The following is a 24,082-nucleotide window of genomic DNA, read 5'->3' on the forward strand; positions in this document are numbered from 1 at the left end:
TTTTATAATCGCAATCGTATCTCAAATGTCGCCTAATTAACTGAATAAAAATAGTCCAATTTATTGACTTCTGAGCAGCTCAAGGTGTTCTTGGAAAAGTAAAGGAAACATTCTCTGATGTAAAGGAAGAAGTTAAAGAAAAGTTTGAAGATTTCAAAAAGTAAATAATGCTAATTAAAAACCCCCGACTGGATAATCTGGTCGGGTGTTTTTTTTGTTGTCTAAATTTGTAGCACTAATGTAGCACTCTGACGATAAAACAGTGAAAACTGATGAAAACTATCAATAACTTTAAATAGCTCAAAAACCTTACACACCAACGTTTAAACAACAAAAAACCGCTCTACCAACAATTTAGGTAAAACGGTTAATATGCCGCTAACAGGAATCGAACCTGCACGAGATTGCTCTCATACCGACCTGAACGGTACGCGTCTGCCAGTTCCGCCACAGCGGCTTTACTTCATCTATTATACTTGAATTTGTCATGAAATAAAATATTGACTTTAAACATTGATATAGTAACATATAATCATTGGTAATTAAGTCAAAAATGTTTGTTTTTTTATTGATTTTTTATGATTATAAATAACAAAAACATATTATTACTGATGTTTTAATTTTTTTATGTGCTTAATGTTCGTGAATTTTATTATAGCGAATATTTTTAGAATTTACTAAAGGAGGGTGTGCAGTAGCACAACATTATGTCGATGACTTACAATTTTTCTGCTGGTCCGGGTGTATTACCAAGTGAGGTCATTACTCAGATTAAGCAAGAATTTGAACATAACGAACACACACATATGAGTATCATAGAGATATCTCATCGCTCCAAAAAATTTCAAAAAATAGTTTCGGATGCTGAACAAAAGTTACGACAACTAATGTCAATCCCAGAAGACTATGCTGTTATTTTTCTGCAAGGTGGTGGATCGACACAATTTGAGATGTTGCCGTTAAATTTAGCAACTCATAAGCAACATGTTGCTATATTGGATTCTGGAAATTTCGCTGCTAAAGCTGCTGAAGCAGTTCTTGAATTAGGTAAAAACGTGACAGTATTAAATAGCACAAAATCAATTAAATACCAAACGTTACCTGAGTTACCTAGCAACTTTAATAGTGAAAAGTATGATTATCTACACATTGTTACCAATAATACCATAGAAGGTGCAACTTATCATCAAAACAATTTACCGGAAACAGACGGTAGATTAGTGGCTGATATGAGTTCTAATATTTTAGCAGAACCATATGATATTTCAAGATTTGATGCTATTTTTGCAGGTGGACAAAAAAATCTTGGTCCAGCTGGTGTCACGGTTGCAATCATAAAAAAAGATTGGCTTTCTGAACAAGATATTACTGGTGTTGGACCTATGATGCGTTATAAGAATCATATTGATAAACAATCAATGTATAACACAGCTCCTGTATTTTCGATTTATGCTTTGAATCTCGTATTAGATTGGGTTTTGCAACAAGGCGGTGTGGATGAGATGTATCAACGTAATTTGGCTAAGTCTAAAAAGCTATATGACTATTTAGACCAATCTACTTTCTATTCAGCACCTGTCAAATCAGCAGATCGTTCGCTTACAAATGTTGTTTTTACTACTGGGAATCTAGAGCAGGATAAAAAAATTGCTAAGGCTGCTGAAGAAGAAGGGTTGTTTAATCTTTCTGGTCACCGATCGGTAGGTGGATTCAGAGCATCTCTATATAATGCACAACCAATGGCTGCTGTGGATGCACTAATCTCGTATTTAAAGAAGGTAGAAAAACAAGCATGACAAATATTAAAACTTATAATGCAATTAGCGAAAAAGGCATAAATTATCTCACTAATCATGGGTATACAATTGATAAGCAAGAAGAGGCGAAAGCTATTATTTTGCGTTCTCAAAATTTACATAGTGAGTTAATAGATGATAGTGTTCGTGCTGTTGTTCGTGCTGGTGCTGGATTTAATAATATTCCGGTCGATGAATTATCAAAACGTGGTATAGTTGTTTTTAATACACCTGGTGGGAATGCAAATGCTGTTAAAGAATTAACTATTGCCTCATTGATTTTAGCTGCGAGACCAGTTATTGGGGCAATTGATTTTGCCAATGAAACTCGTGGTGGCGATGTCTCATTGAGAACTGAAGTTAATAAAGGTGGATATAGAGGAACTGAATTAGCGGGCAAAAAACTGGGTGTTATTGGACTTGGAAATGTTGGGTCTAAAGTGGCTAATACGGCACTTGCACTGGACATGGATGTTATAGGTTATGATCCAGGATTAAATGCCAATACAGCTTGGAGGATCGATCGGCACATTGTCAGAGCCAAAAACGTGGAAGAAGTGCTGCGTGAAGCTGATTATGTAACTGTACATATTCCATTGACAGATAAAAATAAAGGTTTTATTGATGCTAAAAGCATTTCAATTATGAAGCCCAATGCAGCTCTGTTAAATCTCTCAAGAGGTGGCATTGTAGATGATCTAGCAGCTAAAGAGGCTTTAGATCAAAACAAAATTCGTGTTTATATTACTGATTTTGCAGATGAATCTTTGTTTGATCATCCAAAAGTCATTATTACTCCACATATTGGTGGATCAACTGTCGAAGCAGAAGATACAAGTGCTTTGATGGCAGCACGTCAATTAGATGAATATCTGACTACAGGAAATATTATCAATTCTGTTAACTATCCAGATATTGATGAACCATTTACGACTAAGTATCGCGTAGGTATTATCCATGAAAATGTTCCCAATATGATTAGTCAAATATCAAAGTTTTTTGGTGATAATGGCATTAACATTGAGCAATTGAGTAATCGCGCTGTCGGATCATACGCTTATACATTAGTAGCTATTGATGATTTTACAGAAGAACAACAAGAATACGTAAAAACAGCCCTAGATGAAATTCCACATGTTATTTTGACACGACGTTACGTTAATGAAATGATCTAAGGAGTAAAGCATAACCATGAAACAATTACAAGAAGCATCAATTAATAAATTAGCTGAACGTGGTGTTACGTTATCAGATATTGCTGATGGTACACGTACATTTTTAACTGAAAAGTATAAAGACAAAGTACAAGAGAATGTTTTAGATGCGGCGATTTCTAAAGTTTTACATAAAGATGAAGTTGCTGATATTATTTTAACTGCTATTTATTTAGATGAACAAGCTGAGCTCATGCCTGAAAGTCAGCCATTGAAAGCAAGATTACAGCGTGATGCTAACGGTCATAATGTGGATGAAATACTGGCCATAGCAATAACACAACAATTTTCTGCTGCTGCAACTGTTCATTATGGTTTACTAGACGACCTAAAACCAGGGTTAATCGGTGAAATTAATGATAAGACAGATTCCATCAATGTTTATCTTGATGACATTCTAGCTGCGCTTATTGCTAGTTCTGCAATGACTTATTTAGAGTTATTGGGTGGCAATTCTTATTAGTACAAGCATATATTAGGCTTTATGATGGTTACCATAAAACTAGTCATAAAGCTTTTTTTTTGTTACAATGTAAAAATATGGATAAAGTTGAGGAGATGTTAACATGTCAGGACATAGCAAGTGGCATAACATCCAGGGTCGAAAAAACGCCCAAGATGCTAAGCGTGGTAAAATTTTTCAAAAAATAGCGCATGATTTATACGTTGCTGCCAAAGCAGGCGGTGTAGATCCCGAGATGAATGCTTCATTGAGATTAGTTGTAGAAAAAGCTAAAGCTGCTAATATGCCAAAAGAAAATATTCAACGTGCATTGGACAAAGCATCAGGTGCTGGTGGTCAAAAGTTTGAAGAAGTAACTTATGAAGGTTATGGCACGGCAGGTGTTGCTATTTTAGTTGAGACTTCAACTGACAATATTAATCGTACTGTTTCAAGTATTAGAAATTCTTTCAAGCATTTCGGTGGGGCATTGGGAACAACTGGTTCAGTCGCTTTTCAGTTTGATCGAAAGGGCTATTTGGTAATCAATAGATTGGATTTTCCAAACCTAGATGAAGATACTGTTTTAGAGGCTGCTCTTGAAGCTGGAGCAGAAGATGTTCAGACTCAAGCGGATGTTTTTGAAATTTATACTTTACCAGCTGATTTTCAAACTGTTGAAGCATCATTAACAGATGCCGGATATCAGTTTGAAGAGTCGGAAGTCACAATGATTGCACAAAATCCGATGAGTATTTCAGAAGATGATCGTGAGAAATTAGATAAATTAGTAGATGAGCTAGAAGAAAATGAAGATGTTTTAGCTGTTTACACCACTGCTAATTAAAATAAAAACCGTTAGTCTATTAACGACTAACGGTTTTTATTTCGTTTGAGCGGTTTTGATTAATTGCTGAACAAAATTTTTTAACATCACTACGTCCTGTTCATCAGGACGTAGATTGATTTTAACACTGTCAGCGCCTTTTATGGCATTTGTTTTGGCAAGTTGTGATTCGAATTTAGGAACAGCTAGACAAAAATCATCAACATAATAGGTATCACCTGATCCGGATACACCATAAACAACACCACTTAAATCAGTATTTTCTAGATCTTCAAAGAAGTCTAAACCTTCGTCTGGAAGAGACCCATTATCGTAGGTGTATGGAACTATAACTGCGATATCTACCTCATTTAGTTCTTCTACTTCAGTCTGAGAAATTTCAGTTTTCTTGGTATTGACATTTGCCTCTTGTAAGGCGGTGATGATTACATCTGCAACTTCTTCATTATTTCCAGTTATTGTTGCGTAAACGACATGTGCATTCATAAGTTATTAATTAGCAATTATAACGTACATATAAATCAAAATAAGGCTGGTTATAATTTGCGAGATTCCTCCACAATTTAATATCCTCTATTATAGAACATAAATAAATAATATAATATCTGATTTTTTTCGTGAATAGGTACACGAATATGACGATTTGTTGACAAAACATAAAAATAGCTTTACAGCGTTGTGTGTTGGCCTTAATATAAGGAATGGAAAAATAACATAAAAACCGCGACTTCTTTATAGATTTGCGACCGCTTAGGAGATTACAAATGATACACCAGTTGTTGGCTGAATTCATGGGCACTGCCCTAATGATTATATTTGGTGTCGGTGTCCATGCCGATGAAGTGCTCAATCGGACTAAATACCATGGTTCAGGACATATTTTTGCAATTACAACTTGGGGATTTGGCATCACAATGGTGCTTTTTATATTTGGGGAAGTATTTATTAATCCAGCAATGGCAATGATGCAATTAGTTCTAGGTAAAATTGATTTTACGTACTTTTTAATTGTCAGCATTGTTGAAGTATTAGGGGGAATAGCTGGTTCGTTGATTGTTTATTTTATGTATGCAGATCAATTTAGATTATCAGAAAAAGATATCGATCCTGTCATCGTGAGGAATATTTTTTCAACAGCGCCTGCAATTAGAAATTTACCACGTAATTTCTTTGTCGAAGCATTTGCTACATTTGTTTTTTTGACTAGTGTGATGGCAATATCTGTACGTTCTGGACATGTTCCGGGGATGGCACCACTAGCGATTGGATTTTTAGTTTGGGCTGTTGGTATGGGAATGGGTGGTACTACAGGTTTTGCTATGAATTTAGCGCGTGACATGGGACCAAGATTAGCATATGCCATTCTACCTTGGAAAAATCGTGCTCATCTAGACTTTCAGTATGGTCTGTTAGTTCCAGGTACAGCGCCATTTGTTGGAGCAATAGCTGCTGCTTTGTTTACAAAGTATTTTTTAGAACTCTAAGAGGTCTTTTTTAATATAATCATCTTGTAATTTGAATAGGTTTGTTTATAATAAACTAGTAAATAGACTTTAAGGGGTAAAACAATGCTTACAGAACAACAATACAGTGCGTTAAAAATAGCATTTGAAAATGGTATTCTTGATCACGATGAATTGGCAAAAGAAGCTTTATCAATTGTGTTAACAGAAACAAAACCTGTGTGAAATGATTATTGCTTAATTTAATTAATAATGTTAAAATTAGTTTAATAGCATTGATGAGGACAACTTGACTGTTTACCATATTTTAGAGATCTCATGTTTGGTGAAAATGGGAATATTAAACAGAAAAGACTACCTTTGAGTGATAATTAGTAGACGACAACGTGTTAAAAATTATCCGGGTGACACCGTTAAAAGTCATTTGAGTTGCATTGTTATGCAAAACTTGGGTGGTACCGCGGTGAAACGTCCCTTTGAGTCATTATGATTCAAAGGGACGTTTTTGTTTTTATTGTATGTGATACATGTTTAGCATAAACTCTAAACGTAAATGAAAGGAATATTTATAATGTCAGAAATTAATCTTACTTTTCCGGATGGTGCAGTTAAAAATTTTACTGAAAACATCAGACCTATGGATGTTGCTGAAGGCATTTCTAAGTCGTTAGCTAAAAAGTCAGTTTCAGCAAAGCTGAACGGTGAATATATTGGTATGTATGATATAATCCCTAATTCGGGAGAGTTTCAGTTGATTACAACTAGTGATGCTGAGGCACTATCTTTGTTACGCCACTCTGCTTCTCATTTGTTGGCTCAGGCTCTAAAACGTATCCCTAAATTTGCTGGTATGCATTTTGGCGTTGGACCATACATTGATAATGGTTTTTATTATGACACTGATAATGGTTCTGGAAATCAAGTATCAGTAGATGATTTCTCGGAAATCGAAGCAATGATGCATAAAATTGTTAAAGAAGATTTACCCATTTTATCACATCAGATCTCTCGAGAAGAAGCATTGGAACAGTTTGCTGATGATCCATACAAAATAGAACTTATCTCTGATTTACCTGAAAATGAGAAGATAACAGTTGCCGTACAAGGTGATCATATTGAACTAGACAAAGGTGGTCTTGTGCCTTCAACAGGATGGATTAAGCACTTTAAGCTCACTTCAGTTGCTGGTGCTTATTGGCGTGGTAAATCTTCAAATCCAATGATGCAACGTATATATGGTATTGCAGAATGGAAACAAGCAGATGTTGATGCTGAAATTCAACGACGTGAGGAGGCAAAAGAACGCGATCATCGTACGATTGGGCGTGACATGGATTTGTTCTTTACTAGTCAAGAAGTCGGATCTGGTTTGCCAGTATGGTTACCAAATGGTGCAACTATTCGTCGCCAAGTTGAGCGTTATATTATTGATAAAGAACTTGCTAATAATTATCAACATGTTTACACACCAGTTCTTTCAAATCTTAATTTATACAAGACCTCAGGGCATTGGGATCATTATCGTGAAGATATGTTTCCACCAATGGACATGGGAGATGGTGAGTTTTTAGAATTACGTCCTATGAATTGTCCTTCGCATATCATGGTCTTTAAACATAAGCCAAGATCATACCGTGAATTACCAATTCGCATAGCAGAATTAGGTATGATGCATCGTTATGAAAAGTCTGGCGCATTAACAGGATTATCACGTGTTCGTGAAATGACACTCAACGATGGACATACTTTTGTCGAACCTGAAAAACTTGAAGAAGAATTTAAGTCAATTTTAACAATGATGATGGAAGTTTATCGTGACTTTAACATCACAGATTATCGTTTCCGCTTATCTTATCGTGACCCTAAAAATACAGAAAAGTACTTTGACGATGATGAAATGTGGGAAAAGTCTCAAGCACAGTTGAAGCGTGCTATGGATGATCTTGAATTGGATTACTATGAAGCAGAAGGTGAAGCAGCATTTTACGGTCCAAAATTAGATGTTCAGACAAAAACTGCATTAGGTAGTGAAGAAACAATGTCAACTATTCAATTGGATTTCTTATTGCCTGAACGTTTTGATTTGACATATATTGGAGCAGATGGTCAAGATAACCACCGTCCAGTCATGTTACATCGTGGTATTGTCGGGACGATGGAACGATTTACAGCTTACTTAATCGAAATGTACAAAGGTGCCTTTCCAACTTGGTTAGCACCATTACAAGTTCAAATTATTCCCGTTAATCTTGGTGCGCACGGAGAATATTCAAAAGAAGTTCAAAGTAAATTACAATTAGCTGGATTACGCGTTAATGTTGAAACAAAAGATGCAAAAATGGGTTATCTAATTCGTGAAGCACAGACAAGTAAGGTACCATACACGTTAGTTTTGGGAGACTCTGAGGTTTCTGAAAATACAGTGACTGTACGTAAGTATGGAGAAGAGAAAACAAAGACAATGAGTTTTGATGAATTCCAATCAGAAATACTTTCTGATGTATCTCACTACTCACGTTTGACTAAATAATCAGTTATAAAGCACCTGATAAATTTTGTCAGTTACTTTCTCATGTAGCGCACATGAGAAATAGTGTTATATAGGAGAAATTTTAAATGTCAGAAACACAGGACGGAAATAAACCGATCAAGCGTGGTTTACAAAATAGACATGTTCAGCTTATTGCTATAGGCGGAACGATAGGTACTGGTCTATTTATGGGAGCGGGTAATTCAATTCATTATGCTGGTCCAGCAATACTATTAGTTTATCTTATTATCGGACTATTTATGTTTGTGATGATGAGAGCGATAGGTGAATTACTATACGCTGATCCCAATCAACATACATTTATTACATTTATTACTAAGTATATCGGGAATCGAACCGGATTTTTTGCTAGATGGTCATATTGGTTAACTGTTGTATTTATGGGTATGGCAGAATTAACGGCAGTTGCAAAATATATCCAATATTGGTTACCGGACATTCCTGGATGGCTTATACAAATTGTTATGCTCGTCATTCTAACTTGTGTTAACTTGATTGCTGTGGCATTATATGGTGAAACTGAATTTTGGTTTGCCATGATTAAAATTGTGGCCATATTAGCATTAATTACTACTGGAATTATTATGGCTTTAACTGGATTTAAAACACCAGTTGGGGATGTTGCTTTTAGTAATGTATGGCATAATTTATCGCTGTTTCCCAATGGTGTTGGTAATTTTATCAATGCATTTCAAATGGTGATGTTTGCCTTTGTTGGTATGGAATTTATTGGTATGACCACAGCAGAAACAGATAAGCCCAGAGCGGTATTACCAAAAGCGATTAATCAAATTCCTTTTCGGATTCTATTCTTTTACTTAGGGGCTTTGTTTATTATTATGACAATTTATCCTTGGCAAAAAATACCGGCTGATCAAAGTCCGTTTGTTATGGTATTTCAATTAGCTGGTATTAAATGGGCAGCGGCGTTAATAAACTTTGTCGTGTTGACTAGTGCAGCCTCTGCATTAAATTCGGTCTTATTCAGTGCTAGTCGTAACTTTTATGCATTGTCTTTCCAGTCTAAAGCTAAGTTTCTACAACCCTTTCGAAAAATGTCAAAAACGCAGTTACCGTTTAATGCTATTTTGTTTACAGCATTAATGGTTGGTTGTTCATCAGTAATTTCTGTTATACCAGCAATTACTGATGCTTTCAGTTTTGTCACGAGTGCATCAACCGATTTATTTTTGATGATTTATGTTTTGATTTTAATCGCTTATATGAAATATAGAAAATCAAATAATTATATGTCAGACGGATTTTTGGTTATTGCCCCTAAAATATTAGTTCCAATGGCAATTGTTTTCTTTATTTTTGTTTTTGTGACATTATTTTTCAATCCGGAATCACGTGTACCGGCAATAGGATCAACTCTATGGTTAATTGTATTCGGATTAATTTCTGCAAGACAATCTAAAAGCGTAGTAGGAGATTAACTCAAAAAACTGTTCAACGATTGATTGAACAGTTTTTGTTTATTATGATACACTAGAATCATTGTGGAAAAGGAGGTACATGCAATGAAAGAAAAATGGTTAGATGTCGGTATTGTTCATTTGATTGTGATCTTATTTTTTTTGTTTGTATATATCGTACCGACTAGTTTTACCTTTTTGAATTGGAATGTTTTCTTGGCATTATTGCCTTTTGATTTTGCAATAATATTAAGTCGTGTCAAGAATCAGTTAATTAAATATATCTTTGGTTTTTTTTGGCTGTTATTTTTTCCAAATACAATGTACATGATGACTGATTTTATTCATTTATATGCTATTGGGACTGAACTAGACCAAGCGAGTCAATTTTTTAATTATTCAATTTTAGCAACCGGTATTTTTATCGGTGTTGGTTTAGGCATTTTGAGTTTAGAGATTATAGCTAATGCCATTTTTAAAAAGCATCGCCACTTAAACTATTTAATGTTAACTGGACTAGTATCAATATTATCAGCACTTGGTATCTATCTTGGTCGTTATTTAAGATTAAATTCGTGGGATGTTTTCATTCATTTTAGTGACGTAATGAAAAATATTATATTATCCACAAGTTATCATATGTTAGCATTTATTATTTTATTTTCAGGTGCACAATTTGCATTGCTCGTTGTTTTTCATTACGGTATTCGATATATCAAATACAATGAGTAAATTACTTGACAAATAAAATGAGAACGGTTATGATATTAGATGTTGAACAAGTAGAAGCACCCGCTTCTCGCCAAGTGATTACATTGCTTGGCAGATACAGTTATCCAAAAAGGATTGCAAGTGTTAAAGTGGGTGGAGATTAAGTTCTTTATCCACTTTTCTTCTTGATTCACAAAATAAATTTGGAGGTGCCTGACAATAGCACGTCAACCACGACAAGTTGATTTAATCAACGATAATATTCGCGCACCTCGCGTACTACTTATCCATGAAGGTAAGCAGACTGAAATGTCTACGCGAGATGCACAACAAATTGCTAATGATTTAGACCAAGATTTAGTATTGGTACAAGCAAATGCCGAACCACCAGTTGCTAAAATAATGGATTGGGGAAAAGCGAAGTTCGAAGCACAAAAAAAGCAAAAAGAACAACGTAAAAACCAAAAAATCGTGCAAGTTAAAGAAGTTCGTATGTCACCAGTTATTGATTCAGGCGATTTCGAAACTCGAAAGAAAGCTGCTATCAAGTTTCTTGGACAAGGAAACAAAGTTAAACTCAACTTGCGTTTCCGTGGTCGTATGATTACACACCAAGAAATTGGACGTCAAGTGTTAGACCGTATGGCCGTTGAACTCGATGATATTGCTAAGGTTGAGCAACGTGCCAAAATGGACGGCCGCCAAATGTTTTTGGTCTTGGCACCAAAAGATGTCAAGTAACTAAAAGTTTAATCACTTGTTTATGCAAGTTTAAACAAAATTACAAAGTAGGAGAATTAGTCACATGCCAAAGATGAAGACACACCGCGCATCAGCAAAGCGCTTTAAAAAGACAGCCAATGGTGGCTTGAAGTCAGCTTCAGCTTACACTTCACACCGTTTCCATGGTAAGACAAAGAAACAACGTCGTCAATTGCGTGGCACACGCATGATGGATTCAACGACTGTTAAGACATACGCTAAGATGTTGTCAAACATCTAATTCGCGTTGCGATAGTTCATCTATCTACATTTTTGGATTTTAATCCAACAAGTTATTTTTTAAATTTTAGGAGGAATTACCCATGCGAGTTAAGGGTGGTACAGTTTCACGCGCACGTCGTAAAAAGATGGTTAAGTTGGCCAAGGGTTACCGTGGACAACGTCGTATTAATTTTAAGGTTGCTAAGCAACAAGTATGGAAGTCATATTTATATGCTTACCGTGATCGTAAGAACACAAAGCGTAACTTCCGTAAGTTGTGGATTGCACGTATTAATGCTGCAGCGCGTATGAATGGTTTGTCATACTCAAAGTTGATGCACGGATTAACACTTGCTGGTGTTGAGCTAAACCGTAAGATGTTAGCTGAAATTGCTGTGACTGATTTTGATACATTTTCAAAGTTGGCTGATCAAGCTAAAGCTGCTTTAGCTTCAGATAATGTTTTGGTGCAAGAACGTGTTGCCGCAACATTAGAAACAACTGTTACGGTTGATCGTTAATTTAAAATAAAAAGGATCGTTTAATATTAAACGATCCTTTTTTATTTTACTGTAAACCTGATTGTGTTTTGTAACTTGCGATTAATTTGATATTGTTATCAGTTCCTGTCGGTGTAAATGTAATGGCAACTTTTGCGCCACTTGTACTAATCCAATTCGCAATGACAGTGTCACCTGCAATTAAATTGGTTGGATTACCATAGACTGCTTTAACTTGATCGTATGTACTGTGTCCAAGACTAACTGTATTGAAATTAGCTAATGACCAGTTACCAAAATTATTTGATACCGGTTGAGAAGAAGATTGAGAAGAAATTGATGAACTGGAAAAACTCACAGAAGAACTATTAGTAGATTGATTATCAGAAATAGGTTTTTCGGTAGCATCATTTTTAACTGAGCTAATAGCTGAAGCAGCTGCTGAACTTGCTGTTGTGGGTAATACATCAGTAGAACCAGTTTCTGCCTTTACTGAAATTGATTCTGATGTCTTGTCTACGCTTGAACTTGAACTTGAACTGGTAGAGTGCTTTTTTACATCATATGTTTTACTAGTTTCACTTGAGGAAGAACTAGTGATCGATTTCTCTTTAGGGTGACCTAATAAAATGGTTGCAGTGATAAAAACTATTATTAAGATGATAATTATCACTGCAGTAAGAAATAGATGTTTCTGTTTAAATGGTTTACGTTGCATAAATAAAATACGGACAGTATATCCGTTTCCTTTCCTTAGCATAATGATAACAGAAAACGTTAAAAGTATGTTAAAATAAATATAATTACGTATCGAGACAAAAAATAGGATAAATCTGCGCTTTAGAGGCCAGCAACATCCACTTTTTTATATTTACGAAGAAATATTAGCTTAGTATATAAGCTTATTTGATAGAGGACAAAACATGACAGATTTAAGTATTATTCCATTCGGTGGCGTGCGTGAAAACGGCAAAAATATGTACGCTGTGACCGTAAACGATGAAATTTTTATTTTAGATGCTGGATTAAAATATCCAGAAACTGATCAATTAGGTGTTGATGTGGTGGTGCCTGATTTTGAGTATCTGATTAAGAATTCTGATAAAATAGCAGGTATTTTTTTAACGCACGGCCACGCTGACGCCATAGGAGCACTGCCATACTTTTTACAACAAGTGCAGGCACCTATTTTTGGATCTGAGCTAACTATTGAATTAGCTAAGTTAGCTATTAGCGATCAAGATGCTTTGAAAAGTTATGATGATTATCACATTATAAATGAAAAAACAGAAATTGATTTCGGCGATGTGACTGTATCCTTCTTTAATACAACCCATTCCATTCCTGATTCAATGGGTATTGTTTTAGGGACGCTTTATGGACAAATCGTTTACACAGGGGACTTTAAGTTTGATCAAACTGCTGCTGTCAACTATCGTACTGACATTAAAAGATTGGTTGAAATTGGTAAAGGAAAAGTACTGGCTTTATTAGGAGATTCAGCGGGTACAGAGGGTGATTCAAATTCTGTTAATGAGTCTAAAATTAGTGACTATATTTTAGAAACTTTTAGAGACAATAAAGACAAGAGAATTATAGTGGCCTCAGTTGCTTCAAATATACAGCGTATCCAACAAGTAATTGATGCTACAGTAGCAACAAAAAGACAACTTGTGCTATCAGGGAATGATATTGAAAATGTTGTAAGAACAGCAATAAAACTACGCAAGCTCTTTTTACCTATTCCTGAGAATAAGTTGTTTGTTAATTTAAAAAATGCTAAAAACTTGGATCCAACTAAAACAGTTATTTTGGAAACTGGTAGAATGGGGGAACCTATTAAGCATTTGAATCGTATGGCAAATGGAGAAGATCCCTATATTCGTATAGGTAGTAAAGATCTTGTTTTCATTACAACAACGCCGTCGACAGCTATGGAAAGCATTGTTGCTAAAACGCGTGATATGCTGTTTAAACAAGGTGCTAATGTCAAACAAATTAGTACAGATCTTCGTTCAAGTGGTCATGCATCACGTAATGATTTACAAATGATGATTAATATCTTAACACCTGACTACTTTATGCCAATACAAGGTGAGTATCGTGTCATGTCTGCAGCAAAGAAAGCAGCCGAAGAAGTAGGAATTACAGAAGAACATATTTTAATGCCCATGAAAGGAGATCAATTTAAGTGGTTGGGAGATCACTTCGAATTACAAGACTCTTTCACAATAGGAGAAACATTGATTGATGGTTCAGGCATAGGAGATATTGGGAATGTTGTTTTAAGAGACAGGCGTATATTGTCTGAAGACGGAATTTTTGTTTCAGTTGTCACAATTGATCGCAAAAAAAGGCAGGTTGTTTCAAAACCTAAACTAACCTCAAGAGGTTTTGTTTACGTCAAAGCTAATCGTGACTTAATGAAAGAAGCATCAGAGATTACTGTTAAACAAATCGAAGATTACCTTAACACTACCAAAAGTTTTGATTGGAACGAATTAAAAAATGGTGTTAGAGAAGTTCTATCAAAATTTTTATTTGAGCAAACTAGACGTCGTCCAATGGTTATGCCAGTTGTTATGGAAGTTAATCAGAATCGTAGACCAACTGCGCATAAAACTAATAATAAATCACGTACTCGCCCACAACCAACAAGTGGCGCTCAATTACGAAAAAATAAAAAGCAACCAAAAAAACAAGTGAAAGTTGCAGTAAAAACTGATGTATCTAACTAATTAAATACGGAAGGAAATAGATCAATTACTGTAAAATTGATCATGGTGTTTTATGGCATTTGAAGACCACTTATCCGAAGAAGTTAAAAAATTAATTGATCGTGCTGAAGAAGAGATAACACAAAAAAATTGGCATGACGCTTCAGAAACCTTAATGACTATTTATGAAAGTGTTGGAAATTTTGATGTTAACTATCGCTTGGTAAACGCGTTAGCAATGGATGAGCAATATCAACTTGCTGCCTCCTATGCGGATGATTTTCTAACGGATTATCTAGAAAAAGAATCAGATTTTCGTTTGATTGTAACATTAGCTATAAAAAATCAAAATTTTGTATATGCCCAGCAATTAGTGAGTTTGTGTAATAATGCTGCTATGAAGCAAACTTTAATTGAAAACATTCGTCATGCAGAACAAATTGCTAAAGATACAATGTCAATAACTTTTCAAACAATTAGTCGCCAGTTTTATCATTTGAGTGATTATGATATTGTTGAACAGCGTGATCGATACGAGTCTGCACGTCATTTGCCTATTGAAGAATTTGTTACAGGAGCCAAGTATTTATTAGTTGATCCATATGTTACACCAATAATTCGTGCAACTCTATTAGAGGATTTGCAGAAATTAAATGTGACGGAAACGATTACATATCGTTGGCTAGATAATGAACTTTACAATATTAAACTAGACACAATACCATTATTGACTGAATCTAAAATATTTGAAGTAGTTGCAGAATTATTGGATGAAAAGCTCGGACATGACGACCCTGTTGCTATCGATATCTTAGCCCAGCAAGTAAGATTTGAAATGACATTAATTTATCCAAAAGTCGACGAAATTATTACAGAGCCAGAAGAATGGGTTAATGCAAGCATTGATAAATATTATGACAAAGATAGTGATTATGAGCCAAGTAAACAAAAAAAATGGCACCAACATGTTCGAGAATTAATCGCTTCATTTTTTTGAATTATCGAAAGATAATGACAAAACTATTTACTTTTTTTTGAGAAATCGGTATAATAATTTTTGGCTTCAAGAGCCAGAAAAACGCAATTAACTGTTGTCTTTTGATGGCTTGCGTTGTAAAATATAATTATAAACATTTGTCAGAATACTGATAAATGAATTTTGGAGGAAACTACATTGGCTAAGGAAACTTACGTTCGCACTAAGCCCCACGTTAACATTGGTACTATTGGACACGTCGATCACGGAAAGACGACTTTGACAGCCGCAATCTCAAAGGTATTGGCTGAAAAGCAAGGTATCACAGCTACTGATTTCGCTGAAATCGATAACGCTCCTGAAGAAAAGGAACGTGGTATCACAATCAACACTTCACACATTGAATATGAAACAGAAACACGTCACTATGCTCATATTGATGCCCCTGGTCACGCCGATTATGTTAAAAACATGATCACTGGTGCTGCACAAATGGATGGTGCTATCTTGGTTGTTGCTGCAACTGATGGTCCTATGCCACAAACACGTGAACACATCTTGTTGGCTCGTCAAGTTGGTGTTGAATACTTAGTTGTGTTCTTGAACAAGACAGACTTAGTTGACGATGAAGAACTTGTTGAACTAGTTGAAATGGAAGTTCGCGAATTGTTGTCAGAATATGACTTCCCAGGCGATGATATTCCTGTAATTAAGGGTTCAGCTTTGAAGGCACTTGAAGGTGACGCTGAACAAGTTAAGGTTATTGAAGAATTAATGGATACTGTTGATTCTTACATTCCAGAACCAAAGCGTGAAACAGACAAGCCATTCTTGATGCCTGTCGAAGACGTATTCACAATTACTGGTCGTGGAACAGTTGCCTCAGGTCGTGTTGACCGTGGTGTATTGACTACTGGTACTGAAGTTGAAATCATTGGTTTGAAAGAAGAAATCCAAAAGACTACTGTAACAGGTATTGAAATGTTCCGTAAGACTTTGGATGAAGCTCAAGCTGGTGACAATATCGGTGCATTGTTGCGTGGTGTTGACCGTAACGAAATCGAACGTGGTCAAGTTTTGGCAAAGCCAGGTTCAATCAAGACACACAAGAAGTTTAAGGCTGAAGTCTACGTTCTTTCTAAAGAAGAAGGTGGTCGTCATACACCATTCTTTACTAACTACCGTCCACAATTCTACTTCCACACAACTGACGTTACTGGTGTTGTTGAATTGCCAGCAGGTGTAGAAATGGTTATGCCTGGTGATCAAGTAACATTCGAAATCGAATTGATTTCACCAGTTGCCATTGAACAAGGTTTGAAGTTTACTGTTCGTGAAGGTGGCCACACTGTTGGTGCCGGAACTGTTACAGAAATTGAAGATTAATAAAAAAGACACATGTAATGTGTCTTTTTTTGTTATATCATTTTTTGTTTTCTCGTCCCAGTAGTATATCACGTGCAGAATCATTTTGCTCTTTATCTTTATCGGGAAATGAAAATAAATCTTCAACTGTATTTCTGTTTGAACTTTCTTGATTAACTATTTTAGCCATTGTTATCTCCTTTTTTAATAGTATACGCTAAAACATATGCAAATATATGCATATATTTACTGTATAAATGGATATAATCAGTTTATTTATGTGTTTTAATGTATAATCAATTTATTAATTAAAGGAGTATAGAAATGGTTGAACTATTAAAAATCAATAATTTGAAAAAACAATACGGTGATAAAATTATTTTTGATAATGTATCAACAGAGGTTAGCTCTGGTGAAGTCATTGCTATATTAGGACCGTCAGGAGCAGGTAAATCTATATTTTTGAGGGCCATTAATTTACTGGATGCACCTACTGATGGACAAGTGCTATTTGAAAGCAATGAACTTACAAATCTACACGAAAATGATTTAAACAAGTTGAGAGAAAAAATGGGAATGGTTTTTCAGAATTTTAATTTATTTCCTAATCTATCAGTACTTGAAAATGTTAAATTAGCTCCTGTAAAGGTAAAGGGAATGAGCGATAAAGAAGCATCAACTTTATCACAAAAATTATTGGATCAGGTGGGACTAAAAGACAAGTATAATGTTTATCCATCAAGTTTATCCGGTGGTCAACAGCAACGTGTTGCTATTGCACGTGCCTTGGCAATGGCACCAGATGTTATGTTATTTGACGAACCAACTAGTGCGCTTGATCCTGAAATGGTCGGAGAAGTTTTAAGCGTCATGAAATCATTAGCAGATGATGGGATGACAATGTTAGTTGTAACCCATGAAATGGGATTTGCACGTGAAGTTGCAGATAAAATTTGGTTTATGGCAGATGGGGGTATACAAGAAATTGCAACACCAGATGTTTTTTTCACTTCACCTAGGACACAACGAGCAAAAGAATTTTTGAATAAAGTTTTGTAATAGCAGAGTTTGATAATCAAATCTATCATTTTGAAATGGCTTCTGCTATGATTGCTTTATGAATAATAAAATTGAATCAAAAAAATGCAGCTGAAGCTGCTTCAAAATTAATTACAAATGGCATGATTGTTGGATTGGGAACAGAATCTACTATTGCCTTTTTTTAGATTTTTTAGCAAAACGAATTAAAACTGAAAATTTAGATATTATTGGTGTGACAACTTCATTTAAGACTGCCCAGAGGGCAGAAGAATTAGGTATTCATATACAAGACATTGATGATTCACCTATGATTGATATCACCGTAGATGGTGCTGATGAAGTAGATAAAAGCCTTAATGGTATAAAAGAAGGTGGGGCAGCATTTTTAATGGAAAAAATTGTTGCCAAAAATTCTAAGCGGGTTGTGTGGATTGTTGACAGTGAGAAAGTACATGAAAAACTTGGTCAGTTTCCATTACCGGTTGAGGTAGTACCATTTGGAAGTGGTAAATTAATTGAAGAGTTTGAAAAAAATCATTTATACCCAAAATTGAGATTAGACAGTCATAATAAACCCGTTATAACCGATATGGGCCACTATATTGTAGATCTTTCACTAAAAAGCATTGACCAACCTTTTGAATTGGGCAAATACCTTGATGGAAGAGTTGATTTGGTTGAGCATGGATTATTTTTAGATATTGCGGATGAAATTATTATAGGTGATTGTAAACAAGTATATTTCTTAACTCGTAGTGAGTTACAGAAATAAAATGTAAATTATAAAAAAGCGCTTACATATATTGCTAATTAGCGCTATAATGAACGTGTAAAGAAATATATTGAGAAGGAGAATATCATTGGCATATCAATGATATAACGAAGGATTATGGCATATAAGAACATTTTAGTTGCAATTGATGGATCTGAAGTATCAAATGTATTAATAAAAAAAGTGCATGAATTTGCTCCAGATGCTCATCTGGATATTTTAAACGTTGTTGATACATCTGGTGGATATTTTGGTACTATTGTCATGAATGCTGACATTATTTATCAAATGGAACAAGATGCAGAGGAAGCAATTAACAAGTCTTACGAATATGCTCTTGAAATTGGACACAATAATGTTGACGTACACGTTCGATTTGGATCTCCTAAGCAGGTGGTTGCTCGTGATTTTCCAAAAGATCACAGTAATGATTTAATTGTCGTTGGGGAGACTGGTTTGAATTCTATTCAACGTGTTATGTCAGGTACTGTTCCTTCATTTGTCACACAATCTGCAAAAACTGATGTTTTGATTATGCGAGTAGTAGAAAAATAAAAAAGAGCTACAGTTTGTAGCTCTTTTTTATTTTGTTTCTTTTAGGATAGTAATATTATTGATTTCAATTGGATGAAGAGGTGTTGAATGCTCGCCTTCTGATTTAACTTCTGCTGAAGCAATTTTATCAACAACTGTCATACCGTCTATTACTTGTCCAAAAACAGTGTAATCACCATCTAAAAAAGGATTACCTCCATGTTTGTATTGTTCAATAATTTTTCTTGGATAATGAGAAGTGTCTAATTTTTTTGATTGATCATCTGTATTTTGATTAATAAAAAACTGAGAGCCATTAGTGTCTGGACCAGAATTAGCCATAGATAATCCACCCCTGATATTGTATAAGGATGAGCTGATTTCATTTTTAAATCCGTTACCATTATCAATACGAGGGTTTTTATTATACCAAATTGAGTGACCACCACTACCATTACCCTTAGGGTCACCACCTTGTATCATAAAATCTTTTATGATGCGATGAAAAGTAGTACCGTTATAGTAGCCATCTTTTGCGTGAGTTAAAAAATTGTCGACAGCAAGAGGTGCAATTTTATCAAATAATTTAATTTTTATTTGACCAGCAGTGGTATTTAAAATAACTTCACTTTCATTTTTTGAAGGAGCGTTGTTTAATTGAGGTAATGCCACATTGTCAAGTGATTTACTTGTTTTTTTTGTGAGATCCATGCTGCTTGAAATGCCAAATGCGAAGACAATAATGGTAACTAGTGTAATAAGTAGGACGCTCATAAAGCCAATTAGGAGCCATTTTCTTTTTGATATCATTCTTTTACCTTAATTTTAAATACGTTCGATAAAATAAGCAATGGTACGATTATCGCTATAAAAGGATTGATTGTAATCTGCTTTTAAAAGATTATCGCTGAAATTTTGCCATGCTATTGGCACTTTTGAAAACTTAACAATCATAATACCACTATGTGTTAGACGTGATAAAACCAATTGAATTTTATCAAGATAGTCTTGAGGGCACTCGTTTTCATTTTGCGCATCTTGTGAATAATCAAAAATGGCAACACTTACCTGAGATTGTAGACCTATTTCGGCGTACACATTGTTGTCAATATTTTTTCCTAAAATATTGACCCTCTCAGACAGGCCACTCATGAAAAGAGAAGTTGCTGTTGCATTGGCGTTATCTCTTGTCGTGGCATAACTTAATACTAAGCCACTATTGCCCACACGTGTAGCTAGAAATCTTGTGTTAATACCGTTACCGGTTGTCCCATCAATAACAATATCTCCGACTTTAACGTTTTGTTCAATAACTTGATGAGTTAGTGCTTCTGTTGATAAAATCATTTTTTTTCTCCTGATAAAAAGAGTATGTTTGAAAATAATAGCATGCTATATCCAAGTGATAAACCAGCAACAATGTCACTAGGATAATGAACGTTAACATATATACGACTAATTGGAATAAGCATAAGAATGACCAGTGTGAAAATAATAGCAAATATTTTAACCCAACCATTTTTTACATAGCGCTTAATGATTATTAAGAGCGTACCGTAAAATAGTATTGAAATCATAGCGTGTCCAGATGGAAAACTATAACCATGTTCGGAAATTAACTGAACTTCTGGCCGAGGATTTTGTATAATACGCTTAATAACCTGTGTTATTACACCACCAAATAAAAATACGTTAATTATTATTAGAATACTAAAAACATAATTTTTACGATAAAGAAAAATTATAAATAATAGTATTGTCATTAAAATGATAAAAGGAGCGTTACCAAGTTGTGTAACATTAATCATTATTTTATCCATCAGTGGTGATCTTTGTTGGATAACTTTTTGACCAATTTGATTGAATTCTTCAAACCAAGTCGCGCGAGAAAATAAACCAATTGTCAATACTAGAAAAACAGAGAAGCTACCAATTCCAGTTAATAATTTATATTTTTGTATTTTAATCATAATATACAGTATACCTGATTTGTCAAAAACGTGGTATAATCAAATGGTATATTCAACACTAGTAAATGTGGCGTGGCGGACAGAAAGTAAACGGTTGTGTAAGTTTACCGATCAAAACATTGAACTCGGTTGAATAATTTGGAAGTGAATTAATAGTAGTTTTCAACGTATCGTCGCGTTAAGACGTATGAGACGTATTTCGCATACGTAAACTTTAGGTGGTACCGCGATAACTCGCCCTAAATCATACTTATGTATGATTTAGGGCATTTTTTATTTTCTGATTTGATTATTTAAAGGGAGGATATATGGCAGCTTTCTGGCTATCATATTAATTAATATGGCATACCAACATCAACAAATAGAACAAAAATGGCAAGAATTTTGGGATAAGCATCAAACATTTGAAACAACTGATGAGACATCAAAACCTAAATACTATGCTGCAGATATGTTTCCTTATCCTTCAGGGCAAGGGCTGCATGTAGGACATCCAGAAGGATATACAGCTACTGATATCATGAGTAGATATAAGCGTGCCCAAGGATTTAATGTATTACATCCAATGGGATGGGATGCATTTGGACTACCGGCTGAGCAATACGCGATGAAAACGGGACATAATCCCGCTGATTTTACTAGTGAAAATATCGATCATTTTCGTCAACAAATCAAGTCTCTTGGCTTGTCATATGATTGGAATCGTGAAATCAATACAACTGATCCGTCATATTATAAATGGACACAATGGATTTTTGAAAAATTATATGAAAATGGTCTGGCATATGAATCAAATATGATGGTTAATTGGGATCCAATTGATCGTGTTGTATTAGCTAATGAAGAAGTTATTGATGGTAAGTCTGAACGTTCTGGAAATAAGATTGAACGTAAGGCACTACGCCAGTGGGTTTTAAAAATTACAGCTTATGCCGATCGCCTAGTTGATGATTTAGATGATCTTGATTGGCCTGAGGCAATCAAAGAACAGCAACGCAATTGGATTGGTCGCTCAAAAGGTGCCGCTGTATTCTTTGATGTTGATGGCACAACAACTAATGAAAAAATTGAAGTTTATACAACAAGACCTGACACATTGTTTGGTGCAACGTATATGGTCCTATCTCCAGAACATAGTTTGGTGGATAGTATTACGACATCAGAACAAAAAGAAAGCGTTGAAAACTACCGTCAAGAGATTGCAGTTAAATCAGACCTAGAGCGTACAGATCTTAATAAGAATAAAACAGGTGTATTTACTGGAGCCTATGGTATTAATCCGATTAACGGTGAAAAGTTGCCTATTTGGATTGCTGATTATGTTCTATCATCATACGGAACAGGCGCAATTATGGCTGTTCCGGCACATGATGATCGTGATTTTGAGTTTGCCAAAAAATTTGATTTACAGATCAAAACTGTTATTTCTGGCGGTAATGATGTTGATGTTGCATATACTGGTGATGGCATTCATATTAATTCGGGATTTTTAGATGGATTAGATAAGACTGAAGCCATTGATAAAGTTATTGCTTGGCTTGAAGAAAAAGGGTCTGGACACGCTCAAACTAACTTTAGATTGCGTGATTGGATTTTCTCACGTCAAAGATATTGGGGAGAACCAATCCCTGTTATTCATTGGGAAGATGGGACGACAAGTCTTGTACCAGAAAATGAACTACCATTATTACTGCCTCATGCGACAGAGTTAAGGCCTTCAGGAAGTGGTGAGTCACCATTGGCTAATTTAACAGATTGGTTAGAAGTGACAAGAGAAGATGGTGTGAAGGGGAGACGTGAAACAAATACAATGCCACAGTGGGCTGGCTCATCATGGTATTTCTTGAGATATGTTGATCCACATAATAACCAAAAATTAGCAGACACAGACAAACTAAAATACTGGATGAATGTAGATTTGTATGTTGGTGGTGCTGAACACGCCGTGTTACACTTATTGTATGCTCGTTTTTGGCATAAATTCTTATATGATATTGGTGTTGTACCAACAAAAGAACCATTCCAAAAATTAGTTAATCAAGGGATGATTTTAGGTGAAAATCATGAAAAAATGTCTAAATCAAAGGGAAATGTTGTTAATCCTGATGATATTGTTAGAGATTACGGTGCTGATACATTACGTGTTTATGAAATGTTTATGGGACCTTTAACACAGAGTAAGCCATGGTCTGAAGAAGGTATTACAGGTTCACGACGTTGGTTAGATCGTGTATGGCGATTGCTAATTGATGACAATGACCAACTACGCGATCATGTTACAACATTTAATCCGCTTGATTTAGAAAAAATTTATCATCAAACCGTGAAAAAAGTGACAGAAGATATTGAAAATTTACGTTTCAATACAGCTATTTCTCAAATGATGGTCTTTGTTAACGAATCTTATAAGTCTGCTGCATTACCATTAGAATACATGAATGGTTTTGTTCAACTATTGGCACCATTTGCACCGCATTTAGCCGAAGAACTATGGGTGAGGTTAGGCAATTCAGAATCAATATCCTACGTTACTTGGCCAAAATATGATGAGAGTAAATTAATTGATAATACAGTTGAAATCATTTTCCAAGTTAATGGTAAAGTACGTGGTAAAGCTACTGTTAGTCGTGATATTGATCAAGATGCTATGGTAGATGCTGCTAAAGCAGATGAAAATGTTCAAAATTTTATTACAGGAAAACAAATTCGTAAAGTGATTGCAATTCCTGGAAAGTTTGTTAATATTGTTGTGAGTTAATTCAAACAATATAAGCTGGCAGT

Annotated in this window: 23 protein-coding genes, 1 tRNA gene, 1 pseudogene and 2 other annotated features; of the genes and pseudogenes, 18 read left to right on the forward strand and 7 right to left on the reverse strand. The window is 35.0% G+C overall.

Features of this window, described 5'->3' with window-relative positions; genetic code table 11:
- Nucleotides 1-373: 373 nt before the first annotated feature.
- Nucleotides 374-457 (reverse strand) — tRNA-Leu (locus K5Q12_RS04175).
- 250 nt (nt 458-707) lie between these two features.
- Between K5Q12_RS04175 and serC the strand changes: the two genes are divergently transcribed.
- From serC to K5Q12_RS04195, 4 genes are all read left to right on the forward strand, one after another.
- Entirely contained in the window at nt 708-1,796 is a 1,089-nt protein-coding gene (serC, locus tag K5Q12_RS04180) for a 3-phosphoserine/phosphohydroxythreonine transaminase (RefSeq protein WP_373306133.1), read from the forward strand.
- Nucleotides 1,793-2,971 (forward strand): 3-phosphoglycerate dehydrogenase family protein, encoded by a 1,179-nt coding sequence (locus tag K5Q12_RS04185; RefSeq protein WP_220742466.1) that lies wholly within the window; start codon nt 1,793-1,795, stop codon nt 2,969-2,971. Before serC ends, K5Q12_RS04185 begins: the two co-directional genes overlap by 4 nt.
- 16 nt (nt 2,972-2,987) lie before the next feature.
- Nucleotides 2,988-3,473, forward strand: a complete 486-nt coding sequence (locus K5Q12_RS04190; protein ID WP_220742467.1) for a phosphatidylglycerophosphatase A family protein — start codon at nt 2,988-2,990, stop codon at nt 3,471-3,473.
- A 103-nt stretch (nt 3,474-3,576) separates the two neighbouring features.
- The gene (locus K5Q12_RS04195) at nt 3,577-4,299 is read left to right on the forward strand and encodes a YebC/PmpR family DNA-binding transcriptional regulator (protein ID WP_220742468.1); all 723 of its coding nucleotides are present in this window, start codon (nt 3,577-3,579) and stop codon (nt 4,297-4,299) included.
- A 36-nt stretch (nt 4,300-4,335) separates the two neighbouring features.
- On the opposite strand, the gene K5Q12_RS04200 is transcribed toward K5Q12_RS04195, so the two are convergent.
- Nucleotides 4,336-4,785: a flavodoxin gene (locus K5Q12_RS04200; protein ID WP_220742469.1), complete on the reverse strand. Its 450-nt coding sequence runs from the start codon at nt 4,783-4,785 to the stop codon at nt 4,336-4,338.
- Between the two features lie 278 nt (nt 4,786-5,063).
- On the opposite strand from K5Q12_RS04200, the gene larD reads away from it, so the two are divergent.
- The 7 genes from larD to rplT all read left to right on the forward strand — a co-directional run bounded on the left by larD (nt 5,064) and on the right by rplT (nt 11,947).
- On the forward strand, nt 5,064-5,783 hold the full coding sequence (larD, locus tag K5Q12_RS04205; RefSeq protein ID WP_220742470.1) for a D/L-lactic acid transporter LarD: 720 nt from the start codon (nt 5,064-5,066) through the stop codon (nt 5,781-5,783).
- A 245-nt stretch (nt 5,784-6,028) separates the two neighbouring features.
- Nucleotides 6,029-6,241 (forward strand) — a binding site (T-box leader).
- Between the two features lie 92 nt (nt 6,242-6,333).
- On the forward strand, nt 6,334-8,292 hold the full coding sequence (gene thrS / locus K5Q12_RS04210; protein WP_220742471.1) for a threonine--tRNA ligase: 1,959 nt from the start codon (nt 6,334-6,336) through the stop codon (nt 8,290-8,292).
- Between the two features lie 86 nt (nt 8,293-8,378).
- On the forward strand, nt 8,379-9,752 hold the full coding sequence (locus tag K5Q12_RS04215; RefSeq protein WP_220742472.1) for an amino acid permease: 1,374 nt from the start codon (nt 8,379-8,381) through the stop codon (nt 9,750-9,752).
- An 84-nt stretch (nt 9,753-9,836) separates the two neighbouring features.
- A complete protein-coding gene (locus K5Q12_RS04220; RefSeq protein WP_220742473.1) occupies nt 9,837-10,463 on the forward strand; it encodes a DUF1361 domain-containing protein in 627 nt (208 codons plus the stop codon).
- Between the two features lie 42 nt (nt 10,464-10,505).
- Nucleotides 10,506-10,633 (forward strand) — a sequence feature (ribosomal protein L20 leader region).
- 10 nt (nt 10,634-10,643) lie between these two features.
- Entirely contained in the window at nt 10,644-11,183 is a 540-nt protein-coding gene (infC, locus tag K5Q12_RS04225) for a translation initiation factor IF-3 (RefSeq protein ID WP_373306134.1), read from the forward strand.
- A gap of 64 nt (nt 11,184-11,247) precedes the next feature.
- On the forward strand, nt 11,248-11,445 hold the full coding sequence (rpmI, locus tag K5Q12_RS04230; protein WP_004900365.1) for a 50S ribosomal protein L35: 198 nt from the start codon (nt 11,248-11,250) through the stop codon (nt 11,443-11,445).
- 82 nt (nt 11,446-11,527) lie between these two features.
- Complete coding sequence (rplT, locus tag K5Q12_RS04235; RefSeq protein WP_220742474.1) at nt 11,528-11,947, forward strand: 50S ribosomal protein L20; 420 nt, start codon at nt 11,528-11,530, stop codon at nt 11,945-11,947.
- Between the two features lie 46 nt (nt 11,948-11,993).
- Here rplT and K5Q12_RS04240 read toward each other — a convergent pair whose 3' ends face one another.
- Nucleotides 11,994-12,644: a hypothetical protein gene (locus K5Q12_RS04240; RefSeq protein WP_220742475.1), complete on the reverse strand. Its 651-nt coding sequence runs from the start codon at nt 12,642-12,644 to the stop codon at nt 11,994-11,996.
- Between the two features lie 205 nt (nt 12,645-12,849).
- On the opposite strand from K5Q12_RS04240, the gene K5Q12_RS04245 reads away from it, so the two are divergent.
- From K5Q12_RS04245 to tuf, 3 genes are all read left to right on the forward strand, one after another.
- Nucleotides 12,850-14,664 carry a ribonuclease J gene (locus K5Q12_RS04245; protein WP_220742476.1) on the forward strand — a complete coding sequence of 605 codons (1,815 nt, stop codon included), beginning with the start codon at nt 12,850-12,852 and terminating at the stop codon, nt 14,662-14,664.
- A gap of 52 nt (nt 14,665-14,716) precedes the next feature.
- Nucleotides 14,717-15,640 (forward strand): type I restriction endonuclease subunit R, encoded by a 924-nt coding sequence (locus K5Q12_RS04250; protein ID WP_220742477.1) that lies wholly within the window; start codon nt 14,717-14,719, stop codon nt 15,638-15,640.
- 177 nt (nt 15,641-15,817) lie between these two features.
- Nucleotides 15,818-17,005: an elongation factor Tu gene (tuf, locus tag K5Q12_RS04255; RefSeq protein WP_220742478.1), complete on the forward strand. Its 1,188-nt coding sequence runs from the start codon at nt 15,818-15,820 to the stop codon at nt 17,003-17,005.
- A 37-nt stretch (nt 17,006-17,042) separates the two neighbouring features.
- Here tuf and K5Q12_RS07195 read toward each other — a convergent pair whose 3' ends face one another.
- Nucleotides 17,043-17,174, reverse strand: a complete 132-nt coding sequence (locus tag K5Q12_RS07195) for a hypothetical protein (RefSeq protein ID WP_281418944.1) — start codon at nt 17,172-17,174, stop codon at nt 17,043-17,045.
- Nucleotides 17,175-17,308: 134 nt separating this feature from the next.
- Between K5Q12_RS07195 and K5Q12_RS04260 the strand changes: the two genes are divergently transcribed.
- The 3 genes and pseudogenes from K5Q12_RS04260 to K5Q12_RS04270 all read left to right on the forward strand — a co-directional run bounded on the left by K5Q12_RS04260 (nt 17,309) and on the right by K5Q12_RS04270 (nt 19,352).
- Nucleotides 17,309-18,043 (forward strand): amino acid ABC transporter ATP-binding protein, encoded by a 735-nt coding sequence (locus K5Q12_RS04260; protein WP_220742479.1) that lies wholly within the window; start codon nt 17,309-17,311, stop codon nt 18,041-18,043.
- 122 nt (nt 18,044-18,165) lie between these two features.
- Nucleotides 18,166-18,797, forward strand: a pseudogene (rpiA, locus tag K5Q12_RS04265) (ribose 5-phosphate isomerase A).
- Nucleotides 18,798-18,914: 117 nt separating this feature from the next.
- The gene (locus K5Q12_RS04270; RefSeq protein ID WP_220742480.1) at nt 18,915-19,352 is read left to right on the forward strand and encodes a universal stress protein; all 438 of its coding nucleotides are present in this window, start codon (nt 18,915-18,917) and stop codon (nt 19,350-19,352) included.
- Between the two features lie 27 nt (nt 19,353-19,379).
- On the opposite strand, the gene K5Q12_RS04275 is transcribed toward K5Q12_RS04270, so the two are convergent.
- The 3 genes from K5Q12_RS04275 to K5Q12_RS04285 are packed head-to-tail and all read right to left on the reverse strand — an operon-like array spanning nt 19,380 to nt 21,301.
- Nucleotides 19,380-20,141: a peptidylprolyl isomerase gene (locus tag K5Q12_RS04275; protein ID WP_220742481.1), complete on the reverse strand. Its 762-nt coding sequence runs from the start codon at nt 20,139-20,141 to the stop codon at nt 19,380-19,382.
- 15 nt (nt 20,142-20,156) lie between these two features.
- Complete coding sequence (locus K5Q12_RS04280) at nt 20,157-20,678, reverse strand: SAM-dependent methyltransferase (RefSeq protein ID WP_220742482.1); 522 nt, start codon at nt 20,676-20,678, stop codon at nt 20,157-20,159.
- On the reverse strand, nt 20,675-21,301 hold the full coding sequence (locus K5Q12_RS04285; RefSeq protein ID WP_220742483.1) for a phosphatase PAP2 family protein: 627 nt from the start codon (nt 21,299-21,301) through the stop codon (nt 20,675-20,677). The genes K5Q12_RS04280 and K5Q12_RS04285 overlap by 4 nt, the downstream gene beginning before the upstream one ends.
- A 340-nt stretch (nt 21,302-21,641) precedes the next feature.
- On the opposite strand from K5Q12_RS04285, the gene leuS reads away from it, so the two are divergent.
- Nucleotides 21,642-24,059 (forward strand): leucine--tRNA ligase, encoded by a 2,418-nt coding sequence (leuS, locus tag K5Q12_RS04290; protein WP_220742484.1) that lies wholly within the window; start codon nt 21,642-21,644, stop codon nt 24,057-24,059.
- The last annotated feature ends 23 nt before the right edge of the window (nt 24,060-24,082 follow it).

The sequence above is a fragment of the Leuconostoc palmae genome (assembly GCF_019656075.1).
Taxonomy (GTDB): domain Bacteria; phylum Bacillota; class Bacilli; order Lactobacillales; family Lactobacillaceae; genus Leuconostoc; species Leuconostoc palmae.